Below are 15,560 nucleotides of genomic sequence, written 5' to 3' on the forward strand. Positions count from 1 at the left end.
GCTTGTAGGAGCGCGCTTGCCCGCGACCGGCTGCGCAGCAGTCGTAAATTTGTGGCGTTTCACAGATTTCTGCGAGCGCTTCGCACTCGGTCGCGGGCAAGCGCGCTCCTACTGGCCGCTGGCCTGGCGCAGGTTGACCATGACCGATGCCAAGGCGCGGTCGAACAGCAGGGCGTCGTCGAGTCACGGGCAAGCGCGCCCTCGTCAAACACAAATTAACTTACTGATTTTATTGGATATTGAATTCACCACTTGTAGGAGCGCGCTTGCCCGCGACCGAGTGCGCAGCGCTCGCAGAAATCTCGAAAACGCTGAAAATTTACGACTGCTAACGCAGCCGGTCGCGGGCAAGCGCGCTCCTACTGGCCGCTGGCCTGGCGCAGGTTGACCATGACCGATGCCAGGGCGCGGTCGAACAGCAGGGCGTCGTCGAGCACGCGGATCGAACCGCGCCGAAACTCCATGGCCAGGCCTGTGCGGGTCTTTTCCAGTACTTTCATGCCGGTGCGGTTGACGAAGATGTACCGTCCGCTGGCCTCGACGATGGCCGCCAGCTTGCAACGCAGCTTGTGCTCTTCGTCCTCCTGTAGCTCGACCCAGCACCCGACACGCAACTGGTCGACCTTTTGCAGCCCGCCGTCGTCTTCGGGCAATGTTGCCGGCTCGTTGAAAACCTGCTCTTCGGGCGCGATCAGGACGATTTCCTCGACCACCTTGACCATGACCGGCGCTGCACCGGCCTGTATGCCCGGCCAGGCCTGGGTCTCGCCTTGCTGCTGGCGTGAGAAGTGCTGGAAGGCCTGGACATGCAGTACCTCCAGTTGACTGAAGAATTCGCTGGTGGCGAACGGGTCGAAGGCTGCACTGGACAGCCCGTCACGCAGGACCTTGAGCAGCCCGGGCACACATTCGAGCAGACGCTGGCGCGCCTCGGGCGCTTCGTGCAATTCGACACTCCAGATCAGATCGTCGACCGCACGCAGGCCCTCCTGCCATTCGGGCGAAGCATCGCCATGCTTGAGGCAGGTCAGCAGCAGCACCTTGCTCCAGGCTTCCTGCAGCAGGCGCACCACCACCTGCGGCAGGGTCTTGCCCACCAGCCGGCGGTTCAGTTCCTGCTGCACGCGCTGGCGGGCCAGCTCGGCACGCGCCCGGCCTTCTTCGGCATGGCGGGTGCGCTGCTCCAGCAGCTCGCTGCGGCGCCGCTCGTCGTGGGTGAACGCCAGGAAATCCGCCAGCAATTCGGCGAAGATGGCCGTGTCGTCGACGAAATCGTTCAGCAGGCGCTGGACGATCTGCTCGACGCGCAGGTAAAGCGCGTCGCGCTGGTAACCGTCGCGTCCGCCCCAGCCCAGTGCGGCGCTGGCGATTTCATTGAGCAGGCGTCGTGCCGGGTGGCTGGCATGGCTGAAAAAGCTCTTGTCGAGCACCGCGACCTTGAGCATCGGAATCTGCAAACGGCCGATCAGAGCGCGCAGCGAAGGCGGCAGGTTGCGGTCGTCGAGAATGAACTCGAACAGCATCGCGACCAGATTGATGACGTCTTCGTCACCGCTGCCGACGATGCGTGACTTGCCGCTCTTGACGCTCACCCGGGTCAGCAACTGTTCCAGCTGCTCGCGCAGGTCGAACGCCTCGACCTCGTCGGACGGTGGCACGTATTGCTGCAGGTGCGATAACAGGCGCAGCAGGTCCTGGCTGGAGATCGGCCGGACCTCGGTACTGGCTTCATGACGCGGGACGAGGTTGCCACGCAAGTGCCCAAGCAGTTGCTGCAAGGCGGTAAAAACTTCCTGTACGCCCTTGTCGAGCTTCTCGGTCACCTGCGCCAGGGCCGGATCGTCCAGTTGGGGCGCGGCCCGCTCGTGCGGCGTGTGGTCGCTGGCCCGGCGGGCGGGCAACACCTTCATGTCCGGCAGGATGCCAGCGGCCATCAGCACGCGGTTGGCTTCGGCATACAACGCATCGGCCTCGGCCAGCACGTACTTCTCGAACAGTTTGAGAATGATCAGCTTGACGCGAATCTCCACGCCCAGGCTGCGCCCGGCCTGCAGGAAAAAGTCGCACAGCAGGGTCGGCCCCAGCGGGTTGTTGTGATCGCTCAGGGCGTGGGGTACCAACGCGTTCAGGCGCAGGGTCAACTGCCCCAGCGCCAGCCCGTCACGGGTCATGACCTTGGCGACCATGGCATCGACCGCCACGGTCTTTTCCAGATCGTCGTTGTGCACCAGCTCCAGCTTGTCGAACGAAACCGGATGGGGCAGCACAGGCTCATCGGCCCGGTACTGATCCAGCACCAGGAAAGCCTCACAGAACTTGTCGATGAAGGCGCGCTCGATGCTCTTGCGCTTGAGACGCAGGTCGCGCATGGCTTCGAAAAAGGTGTTCTGCTCGCCATTGTTGCAGGCCCGGTCAGCCATCTCGAAGAGGGTGTCGTCAGCGTTGTCGAACAGCACTTGCAGGGTATCCCTGAGCTGGCGGGCCGCCTGGTCGCGCACCTGCAGCAAAACCACCGGCAGACGCGCCAGAGGCATTTGCGTCGCCGGTGAAGGGACGGCCTGGTTCAACGGCACCACCTTATTGTCGCTGTGCATTGCACCTCCTGACAGGAAACAGCTGTTATCCCGCCACAGGTCTGGCCAACCCCTCACCTGTGACGAGCCCGCCTTGCCCATTAAGCGTCAACTGCATGACGTCAATTACAAGTCGGATTATCTTGCAAAACACGTTTGCAATTCCAGTAGGAGTCCGTGCCTGGGTACATAGACCGCAACATTATTGATCTGTCGCAAATGAAGCGCTGAAACCGACCAACCGTCATCCGGCAAAATCCTGTGCCTGGGCGCGGCCACTGGGTGGCAGGCATTGAGGTGGCTTATACTCGCCCCACTTTGTAGTGGAGTTTGCTATGCCAAACGTACGACTTGCCGCCCTGACTGCCGAAATCGAAGCCAACGTGCGCCGCGCACTGCTCGAAGACGTCGGCAGTGGCGATATCACCGCCCAGTTGATTCCCGAAGAGCGCCTGGCCAAGGCCACGATCATTTCCCGCGACGCCGCCGTGATCGCCGGCACCGCCTGGGTAGACGCGGTTTTCCGCCAGCTCGACCCGCGCGTGGCCGTGCACTGGCAAGTGGTCGACGGCGACCGGGTCGTGCCTGACCAGACGCTGTTTCACCTCGAAGGCCCGGCGCGCTCCTTGCTGACCGGCGAACGCAGTGCGCTGAACTTCCTGCAACTGCTGTCGGGCGTGGCCACCCGTGCGCAATTTTTTGCCGACCTGGTCGCCGGCACCCAGGTCCGGTTGCTCGACACCCGCAAGACCTTGCCCGGCCTGCGCCTGGCACAGAAATACGCCGTGACCTGTGGCGGCTGCGACAACCACCGCATCGGGCTGTATGACGCCTTCCTGATCAAGGAAAACCACATCGCGGCCTGCGGCGGAATTGCCCAGGCCGTGGTCGCCGCCCATCGCATCGCGCCAGGCAAACCGGTGGAAGTGGAAGTCGAAAGCCTCGAAGAACTCCAGCAAGCGCTGGACGCCGGGGCCGATATCGTCATGCTCGATGAACTGAGCCTGGACGACATGCGCGAAGCGGTACGCCTGAACAACGGCCGGGCAAAACTCGAAGCCAGCGGCGGCATCAGCGAACAGACACTGCGCACCATCGCCGAGACTGGCGTGGATTACATTTCCATCGGTTCGATGACCAAGGATGTGAAGGCCGTGGACCTTTCGATGCGCCTGAGCCTCTGAGGATCTGACACCCAACCGTGCCGAAGGAGTGATGCCTTGAAAGAATGGTTTGTAACCAACGCCGGCAAGCAGGTCGGCCCGATAGACGCGGCTGCCGCCCGCCTGATCGCCCGCGAGGCGCCGGGTGCCTGGTGCTGGCGCCAGGGCATGGCCGACTGGCAGCCGATCTATCAGATCACCGAGGTGCGCGCGGTCAAGAAGGACGGTGTCACGCCCTTTCCCGACCCCACGCCGGACATGATTCAGCCGCGCCCCGGCGCGCTGCCGGCCGGTGCTGCCCCGGCCGCCGCGCCCCCTGTACCGAACAACCCGTTGCCACGCCCCTCGTTCAGCCCCGACCCGCCCGCCTCCGGCGGCTATGGCTCGGCCGCGGCCACCGACGGGGTGGACTTCAAGCTGTTCGGCACCGAGACCCAGTTCGTCGAGCTGGAGCTGGACCGTGGCGAAAGCGCCGTGGCCGAGGCCGGGGCCATGATGTACAAGACCTGCGATGTGCAGATGGAAACCATCTTCGGCGACGGCAGCAGCCAGTCCTCGGGACTGCTGGGTTCGCTGTTCGGCGCCGGCAAGCGCATGCTGACCGGCGAGAGCCTGTTCACCACGGTGTTCTCCCAGCAAGGCACGGGCAAGGGCCGCGTAGCGTTTGCCGCGCCCTACCCTGGCACCATCCTGCCGCTGCGCCTGCGCGATTTCGGCGGCAAGCTGGTGTGCCAGAAAGACAGCTTCCTGGCCGGCGCCAAGGGCGTGTCGATCGGCATCCAGTTCCAGAAAAAGATCCTCACCGGCCTGTTCGGCGGTGAAGGCTTCGTGCTGCAGAAGCTTGAGGGCGATGGCTGGGTGTTCGTACACACTGGCGGCACCGTACGCAAGATCGAGCTGGCGGCTGGCGAATCCCTGGATGTCGACACCGGCTGCCTGGCGGCCATGACCCAGACCGTCGACTACGACATCCGCATGGTCGGCGGCATCAAGTCGATGCTGTTCGGCGGTGAAGGCGTCTTCTTCGCCAAGCTGACCGGCCCCGGTACTGTCTGGCTGCAAAGCCTGCCCTTCTCACGGCTGGCCGGACGCATGCTCGCGGCCCTGCCGGCCGGCAGCGTTGGCCGCAGCGAACGCTGAATATTACTGCCCACTACAAGGAAGCATCATGCAGATCACCCAAGGTCAACGCGTACCGCTCTCGACCCTGATGTCCGGCCAGGCATTGACCCTGGCCATCGCTATCGACGCCCCGCACGTAATCGACTACGTGTGCTTTGGCGTCGATGCCAATGGCAAGCTGTCGGACGACCGCTACATGATCTTCTTCAACCAGCCGAGCAGCCCCTGCAACAGCTTGCAGCAAGTGCAGGGCGGCGAGTTCCGTATCGATCTGGCGGGACTGCCGGCCAGCATCGACCGCCTGGTGTTCACCGCGTCCATCGACGGTGCCGGCACCATGCACGATATCCGTGCCAGCCATTTCAGCCTGGCCGAGGCCGGGCGCGAAGTGGCCCGTGGCGAGTTCTCCGGGGCCAGCTTTGCGGCCGAGAAAGCGATCATGGTCATCGATCTGTATCGCAAGAGCGGTGAATGGCGCCTGGCGTCCAACCTGCAAGGCTACAACGCCGGCCTGGATGCACTGGTGGTGCACTTTGGCGGCGAGGTGGCTGATGCACCGGCCCCTGCGCCTGCCCCGGTAGCGGAACCTGCACCGCCACGTATTTCCCTGGAAAAGAAAGTCGCAGCGGCGGCGCCACAGTTGGTCAACCTGGCCAAGAAAGCCCAGATCAGCCTGGAAAAGGCCAACCTGAGCAATACTCAGGCGCGGGTGGGTCTGGTGCTGGACGCTTCCGGCTCCATGAACAACCAATATTCCCAGGGGCATGTGCAGGAAGTGGTCAACCGGCTGCTGCCGATGGCTGTGCATTTCGACGATGACGGTGCCCTGGACTGCTGGGCCTTTGGCTCGCGGTCGGTGCAACTGAGCCCGGTGACCCTGAACAATTACCGCGACTACATCACCACCGACCACGGCGGCTGGCGCGACTGGGACCTGGGCCCGCGCAGCAATAACGAACCACACGCCATGCGCCAGGTCATCGACTACTACAAGCAATCGGGCGATCGCACGCCGGTGTACATCCTGTTCATCAGCGACGGCGGCGTATCGCTGAACAACCAGATCATCAAGCTGATGGTCGAAGCCGCCAGGCTGCCGATCTTCTGGCAGTTCGTGGGCCTGGGCGGGCGTAACTACGGGATCCTGGAAAAGCTCGACGACATGGAAGGCCGGGTGGTGGACAACTGCAACTTCTTCGCCCTTGACCGGCTGAACGAAGTGCCCGAAGAGAAGCTGTATGACCTGCTGATGGAAGAGTTTCCCGACTGGCTCAAGGCAGCCAAAGTGGCCGGGATTATCTGAAGTCTCGACCGAGCGTGTACTTCGCATAAAAAAACCGCCATCAGTGATGGCGGTTTTTTTGTGTTGCGCAATCAGCCTCAGCCGATCGACACACCGTGGGCTTCAGCCAGTGGCTTGAGGCCGCCGGCAAAGCCTGCACCGATGGCCTTGAACTTGAACTCTTCGCCATGACGGTACAGCTCGCCGAAGATCATCGCGGTTTCGGTTGATGCATCTTCCGACAGGTCGTAACGGGCAATTTCCTTGCCGTCGGCCTTGTTCACCACACGAATGTAGGCGTTGCCCACCTGACCGAAGCTTTGCTTGCGCGCGTCGGCATCGTGGATGGTCACAGCGAACACCAGCTTCTTCACGGCAGCGTTCAGGCTGGTGAGCTTGACCAGCACGGCTTCGTCGTCACCTTCGCCAGCGCCGGAGCGGTTGTCGCCCAGGTGCTCGACCGAACCGTCGGCCGAAGTCTTGTTGTTGTAGAAAATGAAGCTGTTGTCGTCCAGCACCTTGCCGCTTTCGCCGACGATGAAGATCGAGGCGTCGAGGTCGAATTCGGTGCCGTCGGTGACACGTGGGTCCCAGCCCAGGCCAACAGTGATTTCGGTCAGGCCAGGGGCTTCCTTGGACAGGGAAACGTTACCGCCTTTACTCAGACTTACAGCCATTTGCGTGTTCCTTTGTTGAGGACAATAAGGGAATGAATCAGAAGTTCAGACCGTAAGAATTGGCAACAGCAGCCAGACCACCAGCATAACCCTGGCCTACGGCGCGGAATTTCCACTCGCCGTTGTTACGGTACAGCTCGGCAAACATCATGGCCGTTTCGGTCGAAGCATCCTCGGCCAGGTCGTAGCGCACGACTTCCGCACCGGTCTTTTCGTTGACCACGCGGATGAAGGCATTGCCTACCTGGCCGAAGCTCTGCCGGCGTGCATCGGCTTCGTGGATGGTGACCACAAAAACGACTTTTTCGACATCGGCAGGCACCCGGCTCAGGTCGACCTTGATGACTTCGTCATCGCCGTCGCCGGCACCGGTACGGTTGTCACCGGTGTGCTCGACCGAGCCATCAGCACTCTTGAGCTGATTGTAGAAAATGAAGTCTGCATCACTGCGAACCTTGCCACTGGCGCTCAGCAGGAAGGCGCTGGCGTCCAGGTCGAATTCCTGGCCATCGGTGCTACGCGGGTCCCAACCCAGTCCGATCAGGACATTGGTCAGGCTCGGGTCGGTCTTGGACAGCGAAAGGTTGCCACCTTTTTGCAGGGTCAAAGCCATGATGGATACTCTCCTTTTTTCCAGTTTTTACGCTTGTTTGGCCGGCTCATCGTCCTTGCCGGGGAACAGCAGGCTGGCAACGATACCGATGGCAAGCACAACCATGACCACGATCAGGCTGGCGTTGGCACTGATGCTGTAGCCGTGCTCGAAGATGTGATCAGTTGCATTGAGGCCCAGTTTGATCGCGATGAAGAACAACAGCGCGATCACCGCTTTTTCCAGGTGAACCAGATAACGCTTGAGGGCTTCAAGTACGAAGTACAGGGTACGCAGGCCCAGGATGGCGAACAGCATGGCCGAGTAGACGATCAGCGGCTCGCGGCTCACGGCAATGATCGCCGGGACCGAGTCGAAGGCGAACAGGACGTCGGAGATTTCGGCCACGACCACGCACAGGAACAGCGGGGTAGCGAACAACGTGCCTTTGGCGGCCAGGGTCATGCCGCTGTTTTCCGGCTTCTTGATTTCCTCTTCCAGCACCGCGCGGCGCACGAAGAAGTTATGACCGTGCAGCTTGGGCCAGACCGGGAACAGTTTCTTGGCGAAGCGATAAGCCATGTGCTGGGAGTAGTCGACTTCTTCGTCGTCATCGTCGCCGGCACGCAGCATCATCACCGCCGTCCAGGCCACGATCAGCGCGAACACCACCTCGACCCACGGCCCCAGGGCCAGCAGGCCGGTGCCGATGGCCACGAAGATGCCACGGAACACGATGGCGCCCATGATGCCCCAGTACAGCACGCGGTGACGCAGGCCATCAGGGATCTTGAACCAGGCGAACAGGGCCATGAACACGAACAGGTTGTCGACGCTGAGGACTTTTTCCAGCGCGTAACCGGTCACGAACAGGGTGGCCACTTCCGAGCCATGCTGGACATACAGGAAACCTGCGAACGCCAGCGAGATGGCCACCCAGAAGATCGACCACAGCGAAGCCTGGGTCAGGGTGATCGGCTTGTTGCCCCGGTGCGAGACCAGGTCAATGATCATCGCGCCGACGGCCAGACCGATGAAGACGGCCATTGTGAGTGGAGGGAAGCCGATAGCAGTGCTGCTTTCCATTTAACTGTGTTCCTCAGGGGATAAAAATTACAGATCGAATTCGGACGGGTTCAGACCCAGTTCCTGGCAGATCAGGCGGCAGGCCTGGCGCTCGCTCTCGTCGAAGCTGCCATCAGCCCCGCCGATGGCGCAGCAGACACGCACCAGCAGGCGTGCAGCGTCTTCTTTTTTCTTGATCTTGCCAATGGTCTTCAGTGCTTCGGCACGGCCGATCTGCACATCGAACTCGAACTTGCCGCAGATATCGTTGAACGACGCGATGACGTCCTTGATATCAAAGGCCTTGAGTTCCTGAGAGTTCTGGATGAAGCCGGCCATCTTCTGCTTCTCGTTGGCGCTGATGTCACCATCGGCCGCCGCGACCAGCGCACAGCCCGACACGACCGCATCGAGAAACTCGCGATTCTTGAATTTCGACACTTCGGCGCCCAGCTTTTCACGCGCCGCTGTTGCATTCGTTTTCAACCAACCCAGCATTTGAACCCCCAAGGGGCAGCCATCGCCGCCCCGGATACTTCGTTATGGATGTTTATTTGGAACCGGCCGCCCAGCGCATGCCCCAGCCATAGGCTTTGTCCATGTTGCTGTGGCCGTTGTGGAAATCGACCCGGCGGCTCACTTTGACCGCACCGTTGTCATTTTCCAGCAGCGCGATGGCACACATGCCCTGGCGACCGCCCTCTTCGTTCAGACGCACTTCAATGGGCGGCTGCCCCGGCACGTGGATGGTCACCACGCCGTCGGTTTCCTTCCAGTTGGGCGCGCCCTCGTAGATGAAGGCGTAGACCAGGATGCGGCGAATCTGGCCCCAGTGCTGGCCGTTGATGTGCAGCCACTCGCCCTCGTTGACCGAACCGGTACGGTCATCGCCCATCAGCTTGATGAAGGGTTCGGCGTGCAGGCTGCCAAAGGCATTGCCCAGCGCCTGAACCGCACCCTTATGGCCGTCCTGTAGCTCGAACAGGCAGCCTACATCAAGGTCGATTGCAGAGTTCTTGCGCATCGAAAAGAAACCGCCGCCCTTGTTGTCGCTGCGCCGGTTCCAGTTCAGGTTGACGCGGATCTCGCCGAAGCCGGCTGCGGTCTTTTCCAGGCTGATGGAAGAGCGGGTCTTGTCCAGCGTGATCTTGCTCAGGCTGACCGTCGATTTGACGGCCGGCGCCGGAGCGGGTGTCGGTACGGGTGCAGGCGCAACGGTGGGTGCCGGTGATAGTGTGGGTGTGGGCGTTGGCGCAGGCTCGGCAGCGGCTACTTCGACGCCGAAGTGCTTCGCCAGTGGCTCCAGGCCTCCGGCAAAGCCCTGGGCAACGCAGCGGAACTTCCAGGCGCCCTGGCGCAGGTAGAACTCGCCCAGGATCAGTGCGGTTTCCTGCATGCCGGATGTGGCGATCGGCGCTTCGATACCGCCACTGATGGTGACCACCAGCCGCGAGACCTTGTCGAAGCTGGCCTTGTTCTCATAGATGGTCGCGGTCAGGGCGACCTTCTCGATGGCCGGGTCCAGCCGGCCCGGATCAAGGCTGAAACGCGCCTTGCCGGCCGAGCTGTCGATCAGTTGCACCGCCCCGCCGCTGACGCTTTTCTGCCCGAAGAAACACATGTCCTGGTCGCCACGCACCTTGCCGGTGCTGGTCAGCAGGAAGGCAGAAACGTCGATATCGGCCCCGGCAAGGGGTGAATAGTCGACATCGACCGTCAGGGATCCCGCCGCAACGGGCGCGTTGGCACCTGGGACAAGTTGGGTCATGCGCGGATCGCTCCAATCGCCAGGTCAACCAGATCGTCAGCGGTACGGCCGTTAGTGACCTGACCGACTGCGGTGAAATCCCAGCCGGTGGCTGTGCGCGACAGGTAGGACATGACGACGCCGGTATGCTGGCCTTTTTCCGACAGGTCGAAGCGGCCCAGCTCGTTGCGGGTGGCGTTGTCGACAATGCGGCAGTAGGCGTTGGCGACTTTCTCGAAGGTCTGGCCGGTGAACGAGTTGACGGTGAACACCAGGTATTTCACGGTGCCCGGCAGACGCTCCAGGTCGACGCTGATGTTTTCGTCGTCGCCTGCACCTTCGCCGGTGCGGTTGTCACCGGAGTGCTGGATGGCGCCGTCACGCGATTGCAACTGGCGGAACCAGACCAGGTCCAGTGGTTTCTTGTCGGCATCCAGAACGATGCACGAAGCGTCCAGGTCGATCTCGCCGCCACCGCCGAGCAGCTTGCCGAAGAAGCCACTGGCTTTTTCCGGATCCCAGCCCAGGCCCATGCTGACTTTCTTCAGGCCCGTGCCCGCGGTTTTTTCCAGCGAGATCGTCTGATTCTTTGCCAATGTGAGTGCCATGTTTTCGCTCCCTGTGTACGGTCATCGGATAAAAGCGTGACAGCGTTACCGCGATGGCTCGTCAGCGCCATCACGATTGTGTAACTTGGCGTTAACAGGCCCTTTGTAGCGGCCCCGTCGCCAGGACGGATGAAAGTGTCGCCAGTGGGCATCCTGGGCAGCCGCGAGCAACTCATGGTCGCCGCTGGTGTCGCCCCAGGCGCGTACGCGGAACTGATTCAAGGGGCCGTAGACGCCTTCAAGACGGGCCACCTTGGAGTCGCGGCGACAGTTGCTGCCTTCGATCAGGCCGGTCAGCCTGCCGTCGATGATTTCCAGATTGGTGCCGATCAGTTCGACTTTCAAGCGGTTGGCAAAGGGTTGCAGGACGATTTCCGGCGAGGCTGAGCACAGCGTCACAATTGCGCCCTTGTCGATCTCGGCGGCCACCGACTCCAGCGCGGCCGGACGCATCAGGCGATCCCACCAGGCTTCGCAGAAAGCTTCGGCCTGTTCTTGCACCCATTGCACTTCAACACCGCTCAAAAAGGCCTTGATCAGGCGGGCCTTGAGCTCGTCACGGCTGACGCGCCTGGCCAGGAAGCCCAGGCTGGGCAGGACCATGCGCGCCATGCGCCGGGAAAAGGTGCGCTGGCCGAAGGCAAATTTCAGAAAGGGAACGAAGCTGTCGTGCCGGGTCAGCGTGCCGTCGAAATCGAACACGGCCAGCAGACGCTCTTGCACCTCAACTTCCAGATCGGGCTCTATCATTTAACTGACTGCCTCCGCGAGTCGAATGCTGGCATCCACGATCGGAGCACAGGCCGGCAGTACGCCATGCCACTTGGCGCGCTCCAGGATGTGGGTTGCCCATTTGTAGTGTGTGGCCGGCTCGCACATCGCGTCGTTGTACTTGAACACCGCGGCGGCCGCAGAGTTCAATATCATCCGTGCAGAATTCATGTCGTCAAGGCTGACGCGCAAGGCGTTCTGGATGATCGTGATCTGCGACGGATGAATGGCGGTCTTGCCCACCAGCCCGTGCGAGATGTCCAGCGCCAGCTCCTGATCGAGGATTTGCGGCGTGGCCAGTTGCTCGAACACCGGCGCGGTCAGGGCAAATCCCTGCGACCCCATGACCCCGGCCAGCATCGGAATCACGTAGCCCATGGGCGTGCCATACAGGGTCATGGCCGGGTTGCGGCGCAGACCCAGGCAGCCCATCAGGTCGTTGCCGCCAATGCGCAAGGCAATGATGCGCTGATCCAGGGTGGCCTTGAGTGCCTGGCCCAGTTCGACCATCGCCACCGGATTGAACACCTCCGGCGTCTCCAGGGTCGGCATCAGGGCCAGCGCCGGGTTGGTGACCGCCTGCTCCCAGCGCCTGATATTGCCCAGTGACAGCTTGGGCACGACGAAACCGTCCACATGTTTCATCAATGGCCAGTCATTGAGCACTTGAGCCATGTATTCGTCGCGCGGACGCACAAATAGCAACGGGCCACCCTCGGGGCGCCCGCCATAGGCATCGATGCGCAGCAACACCTCGCGCAGATTGGCCAGCGCGGTGTCGACATCGACCGGCGCCACGGCATCTTCCAGGCACACCACCAGCGAGCGCAGTTCGGGAATTCGCTGGGCGACCACCACTTCAAGGATGTCATCCCGGGTGGCCGGCATGTACAGGGTGGCCCCCAATGCGTAAGGCGAGAAAAGTGCCATCAGCCAAGGCTCCGAATAATGGTTGCCGCCCGATAGGGGCCAAGAGCGGCGCCGGCCTGTTCAACGGGCACGCCCGCTTGTTCGGTCAGGTGCAGAAGCAATTGTACGTCGCTGTCACGGATGTCGCGTACCAGCACATGCTCGGGCACCCGGCGCATCACCGCGCGGGTCGCCTCGGCGATGCCGGGCTTGATGCGGTTGGGGTTGTTGACCTCGAACCGCGCCGCCAGCCCGTCGATGGCCTGCCCTGCCGCCGCCTGCAAGGCCAGGCGTTGCGCAACGGTCCAGGGTTCGACAGCGCAGGCGTCGGTCAGTTGCCGACGCAGGCCGTCGACCTGTTCGATGAACGCCTGGGTCATGTCGAAGGGCTGCAGGTGGTCGTAGACCACGCATCCATGCAGGCCGCCGTCGGCCGGCCAGATGGAACGCGAGACCAGGCCTGAAACCGTGGCCCCCAGGATACCCGAAGGAATCACCCAGTCCTCGGCCGAGGCCGCCAGCCATGCCCGGCCGCAGGGGTCGGCCAGCACCACCAGCCGCGGCTGCTCGGGAAAGCGTGCATCACCGGCCAGGCTGCGGCTGATTTCGCCACTGATGGCGCCCTTGCCGGTCCAGCCATCGACAAACACGATGGCCTGCGCACCATGGGCCTGAATGATTGCCTCCAGCGCGGTGCGGTCGATGCCGCGATCACGCACGATACTGATGCCGTAGTGATGCGCTTCACGGCCCAGGTCACGCAGGGCCCGGCGCAGCAACACGCCCAGCGGCAGGCCGGCGCGCACGAACGACACCAGGACGATCTCGGGGCCGTTGCACTGGCGGTCCAGGGCCTGGGCCATCGCCAGCACGTCGCCGGCCATGCGGGTGCCGTTCTGGGCCAGTGCGCGTTCGAACAGGTCCTGATGCACGGGGTCAGGTGCATGCTCCAGGCTGATCATTTCCGAGTAGTGCTTTTGCCGCGTCTGGATCAAGCGTTCCTTTTCCAGGACATCGGTGACGTCGATCTCGACACTGCGCAGCAGAAAATGCACGTCATCAGGGCGATAACTGCCGCTGCCGACCGTGGTCAGGCCGTGCACCGTGCCCTGCTGCACCACGCTACTCACCGGCGTGCTCCTGGACCAGGCGCGCCAGCTGGCTGCGCGCAGGGGTTGCCCACCAGTGGCAATCGTTCATGAAACCCAGGTCGGTGATGCTGTCGCCAAAGCCCAGCACCGGGCGCTCGCCATTCACCGCGCGGTCGCGGCGCAGCCACTCCTGCACCGCATGGCGCTTGGCCAGGCCTTCAGGCAGAAAGGCCAGGTTATTGCCGTTGCCATGAATGTGCAGCCCCTCCAGCAGCCCGCGGGCCTGCACTTCGGCCAACACCCGGTCCAGCACGCTGTCGTCGCTTTCGTTGTGCTTGGTCACCACGTAGTGGAACAGCCGGGCCTCTTCGACCACCCAGCCACGCAACGAGATGCCCATCTCCTGACCGATGGCCAGGGTGGCGGCGCTCAGCTCGTGCAGGCGAGCCTGATAAGGTGCCAGGGTGTCCTGCATCTGCGCGTGCCAGTCCTGGTCGAGCTTGCCGGCAGCATCGAGCATCACCCCGCCGTGGGAGCAGACGGCACCGGCCGTGAACGGCAGGCGTACCCGGCTGAACGCCTCGACACTGCGCGCGGTGACCGGCACCACGTCGGCATTGGCCAGCATCCAGTTGACGAACGAGCGCTGCACGTTGGTCATGTAGCCATTGGCATTGCCGGTGATGTCCACGGTCGCCACATGCTTCTCGATGTCCGGCGCGGTCTTGCGCGCGGTCTGGAACAGGGTGTCGTCCAGGTCGACCAGAATCAGCGGGCGTTCATTACTCATCGCAGATAACCTCGGCATTCAGCGCATCGATCAGCTCGGCCGAGACGGCCTGTGCCGGTGTTTCGGTGCAGATCAGCACCCGGTCGAACTGCCCCGGCTGCACGTTGTACAAAAAGTTGGGAATGCCCAGCCCGTAATTGTCACCGAACGACAAGGCATGACCGATGGCATGGCCCAGCGCAATCGGCGAGCGGCTGGTGGAGCTGAAATGCACATCGGCACCGGCCCGCTCCAGCCGCTCGGCGAGCAGAAAGGGCCGCCAGACAAACTCGCTGGTGCCCACCACCAGCACGCGCTCGCCAGGCGTTACCTGCAAGCCCGGCGCCAGGCTGTCGGCCACGGAGCGTACACCCAGGCGGCCCCAGTCGTTGTCGGCCGTCAGCGGCCAGTCGCCCGCCAGCACGGTGCCGACCTCGGGCATGTCCGGCAGCGGGGCCTCGGGGTCTTCGGCAAAGCGGTAGGCACCTTGCAGCAGCGACACCTGGTCGGTGGTCACGTCCATGGCGCGGCTGACGGCACCGGCCGACCAGTCGGTCAGCACGCAGGTCACGACCCGCTCGATATGCTCAAGGCCGGCCTCGACCAGGGCCCGGTGCAGATTGATGAAGGTCTTGCCGGTCGAGGCTTCGTCATCGACCAGCACCAGCGAACGAGCAGCCAGCATCGACTCGCGCAGCTCCGGATCGACCGGCAGGTGGATCAGGTGCGCACTGGCATGACTGTGCTCTTCTTCGAAACGGGCGAACAGCTCGGTGCCGGTCGGGTGCCGGGTGCTGATCAGGTACAGGGCATCCGGCCGGGTCTGGCTGTAGGCGCGATGCACGCCGGCGCCCAGGCCGACGGCGGTCTCGGCCATGCCGATGACCAGCACCGGGCCCGGCAGGTCGGCCGGGATCTTGTCGGCCAGGTCCTGAAAGCTCTGGCGCATCACGGCGGGACGCACCGGAATGTGCCGCCCCAGGACCCTGGAAACGAACAGAAAGGCGCGCTTGGGGTTGCGCCGCTCGGCAAAGCCGAACAGGGACTGCGGGGCGATGGTCGACGCCTCGACGGTAACGTCAAGGCGTCCGCGAAGCAGCTCGGCATGCAGCGAAGTCGATTGGGTGAGCGCCTGGCGGCTGTCCATCGTGTAATTCCTGATTGGTAAGGCTGGGTGACGCATCGGGCGAG

Annotated in this window: 15 protein-coding genes; 3 read left to right on the forward strand and 12 right to left on the reverse strand. The window is 62.9% G+C overall.

The features are described 5' to 3' along the window. Nucleotides 1-359 precede the first annotated feature (359 nt). Nucleotides 360-2,594 (reverse strand): DUF1631 domain-containing protein, encoded by a 2,235-nt coding sequence (locus DGA31_RS02470; RefSeq protein WP_109511413.1) that lies wholly within the window; start codon nt 2,592-2,594, stop codon nt 360-362. A 314-nt stretch (nt 2,595-2,908) separates the two neighbouring features. On the opposite strand from DGA31_RS02470, the gene nadC reads away from it, so the two are divergent. Genes nadC through DGA31_RS02485 form a run of 3 tightly spaced genes read left to right on the forward strand, consistent with a single transcriptional unit; the run spans nt 2,909 to nt 6,161 of the window. After that, the gene (gene nadC / locus DGA31_RS02475) at nt 2,909-3,757 is read left to right on the forward strand and encodes a carboxylating nicotinate-nucleotide diphosphorylase (RefSeq protein ID WP_109511414.1); all 849 of its coding nucleotides are present in this window, start codon (nt 2,909-2,911) and stop codon (nt 3,755-3,757) included. A 36-nt stretch (nt 3,758-3,793) separates the two neighbouring features. Further along, the gene (locus tag DGA31_RS02480; RefSeq protein ID WP_161959130.1) at nt 3,794-4,876 is read left to right on the forward strand and encodes a TIGR00266 family protein; all 1,083 of its coding nucleotides are present in this window, start codon (nt 3,794-3,796) and stop codon (nt 4,874-4,876) included. 28 nt (nt 4,877-4,904) lie between these two features. Further along, entirely contained in the window at nt 4,905-6,161 is a 1,257-nt protein-coding gene (locus DGA31_RS02485; protein WP_109511415.1) for a VWA domain-containing protein, read from the forward strand. A gap of 77 nt (nt 6,162-6,238) precedes the next feature. On the opposite strand, the gene DGA31_RS02490 is transcribed toward DGA31_RS02485, so the two are convergent. From DGA31_RS02490 to DGA31_RS02540, 11 genes are read right to left on the reverse strand one after another with little or no spacing between them, the layout of a single operon-like run. After that, a complete protein-coding gene (locus DGA31_RS02490) occupies nt 6,239-6,817 on the reverse strand; it encodes a TerD family protein (RefSeq protein WP_056834074.1) in 579 nt (192 codons plus the stop codon). 37 nt (nt 6,818-6,854) lie between these two features. Next, entirely contained in the window at nt 6,855-7,430 is a 576-nt protein-coding gene (locus DGA31_RS02495; RefSeq protein ID WP_109511416.1) for a TerD family protein, read from the reverse strand. 27 nt (nt 7,431-7,457) lie between these two features. Continuing rightward, nucleotides 7,458-8,495, reverse strand: a complete 1,038-nt coding sequence (locus DGA31_RS02500) for a TerC/Alx family metal homeostasis membrane protein (protein WP_056834070.1) — start codon at nt 8,493-8,495, stop codon at nt 7,458-7,460. 27 nt (nt 8,496-8,522) lie between these two features. Next, a complete protein-coding gene (locus DGA31_RS02505; RefSeq protein WP_056834068.1) occupies nt 8,523-8,972 on the reverse strand; it encodes a tellurite resistance TerB family protein in 450 nt (149 codons plus the stop codon). A 52-nt stretch (nt 8,973-9,024) separates the two neighbouring features. After that, nucleotides 9,025-10,242 carry a TerD family protein gene (locus tag DGA31_RS02510; RefSeq protein ID WP_109511417.1) on the reverse strand — a complete coding sequence of 406 codons (1,218 nt, stop codon included), beginning with the start codon at nt 10,240-10,242 and terminating at the stop codon, nt 9,025-9,027. Next, nucleotides 10,239-10,829, reverse strand: a complete 591-nt coding sequence (locus DGA31_RS02515) for a TerD family protein (RefSeq protein ID WP_056834064.1) — start codon at nt 10,827-10,829, stop codon at nt 10,239-10,241. Before DGA31_RS02515 ends, DGA31_RS02510 begins: the two co-directional genes overlap by 4 nt. 45 nt (nt 10,830-10,874) lie before the next feature. Next, nucleotides 10,875-11,579, reverse strand: a complete 705-nt coding sequence (locus DGA31_RS02520) for an HAD family hydrolase (protein WP_056834063.1) — start codon at nt 11,577-11,579, stop codon at nt 10,875-10,877. Next, nucleotides 11,580-12,530: an HpcH/HpaI aldolase/citrate lyase family protein gene (locus DGA31_RS02525; RefSeq protein ID WP_109511418.1), complete on the reverse strand. Its 951-nt coding sequence runs from the start codon at nt 12,528-12,530 to the stop codon at nt 11,580-11,582. It abuts the gene before it with no gap. Continuing rightward, nucleotides 12,530-13,630 (reverse strand): cysteine protease StiP domain-containing protein, encoded by a 1,101-nt coding sequence (locus tag DGA31_RS02530; protein WP_241509515.1) that lies wholly within the window; start codon nt 13,628-13,630, stop codon nt 12,530-12,532. The genes DGA31_RS02525 and DGA31_RS02530 overlap by 1 nt, the downstream gene beginning before the upstream one ends. A gap of 1 nt (nt 13,631) precedes the next feature. Then, entirely contained in the window at nt 13,632-14,390 is a 759-nt protein-coding gene (locus DGA31_RS02535; protein WP_109511419.1) for a trehalose phosphatase, read from the reverse strand. Continuing rightward, the gene (locus DGA31_RS02540; protein WP_056834055.1) at nt 14,383-15,516 is read right to left on the reverse strand and encodes a phosphoribosyltransferase domain-containing protein; all 1,134 of its coding nucleotides are present in this window, start codon (nt 15,514-15,516) and stop codon (nt 14,383-14,385) included. The genes DGA31_RS02535 and DGA31_RS02540 overlap by 8 nt, the downstream gene beginning before the upstream one ends. Nucleotides 15,517-15,560: the final 44 nt, after the last annotated feature.

The organism is Pseudomonas ovata (assembly GCF_003131185.1).
GTDB classification, from domain to species: Bacteria; Pseudomonadota; Gammaproteobacteria; order Pseudomonadales; family Pseudomonadaceae; genus Aquipseudomonas; species Aquipseudomonas ovata.

Bases quoted from the DNA above. Each gene is read 5' to 3' on its own strand.
- DGA31_RS02470 (WP_109511413.1), bottom strand. From the start codon at position 2,594: ATGCACAGCGACAATAAGGTGGTGCCGTTGAACCAGGCCGTCCCTTCA.
- nadC (WP_109511414.1), top strand. From the start codon at position 2,909: ATGCCAAACGTACGACTTGCCGCCCTGACTGCCGAAATCGAAGCCAAC.
- DGA31_RS02485 (WP_109511415.1), top strand. From the start codon at position 4,905: ATGCAGATCACCCAAGGTCAACGCGTACCGCTCTCGACCCTGATGTCC.
- DGA31_RS02490 (WP_056834074.1), bottom strand. From the start codon at position 6,817: ATGGCTGTAAGTCTGAGTAAAGGCGGTAACGTTTCCCTGTCCAAGGAA.
- DGA31_RS02495 (WP_109511416.1), bottom strand. From the start codon at position 7,430: ATGGCTTTGACCCTGCAAAAAGGTGGCAACCTTTCGCTGTCCAAGACC.
- DGA31_RS02500 (WP_056834070.1), bottom strand. From the start codon at position 8,495: ATGGAAAGCAGCACTGCTATCGGCTTCCCTCCACTCACAATGGCCGTC.
- DGA31_RS02505 (WP_056834068.1), bottom strand. From the start codon at position 8,972: ATGCTGGGTTGGTTGAAAACGAATGCAACAGCGGCGCGTGAAAAGCTG.
- DGA31_RS02510 (WP_109511417.1), bottom strand. From the start codon at position 10,242: ATGACCCAACTTGTCCCAGGTGCCAACGCGCCCGTTGCGGCGGGATCC.
- DGA31_RS02515 (WP_056834064.1), bottom strand. From the start codon at position 10,829: ATGGCACTCACATTGGCAAAGAATCAGACGATCTCGCTGGAAAAAACC.
- DGA31_RS02520 (WP_056834063.1), bottom strand. From the start codon at position 11,579: ATGATAGAGCCCGATCTGGAAGTTGAGGTGCAAGAGCGTCTGCTGGCC.
- DGA31_RS02525 (WP_109511418.1), bottom strand. From the start codon at position 12,530: ATGGCACTTTTCTCGCCTTACGCATTGGGGGCCACCCTGTACATGCCG.
- DGA31_RS02535 (WP_109511419.1), bottom strand. From the start codon at position 14,390: ATGAGTAATGAACGCCCGCTGATTCTGGTCGACCTGGACGACACCCTG.
- DGA31_RS02540 (WP_056834055.1), bottom strand. From the start codon at position 15,516: ATGGACAGCCGCCAGGCGCTCACCCAATCGACTTCGCTGCATGCCGAG.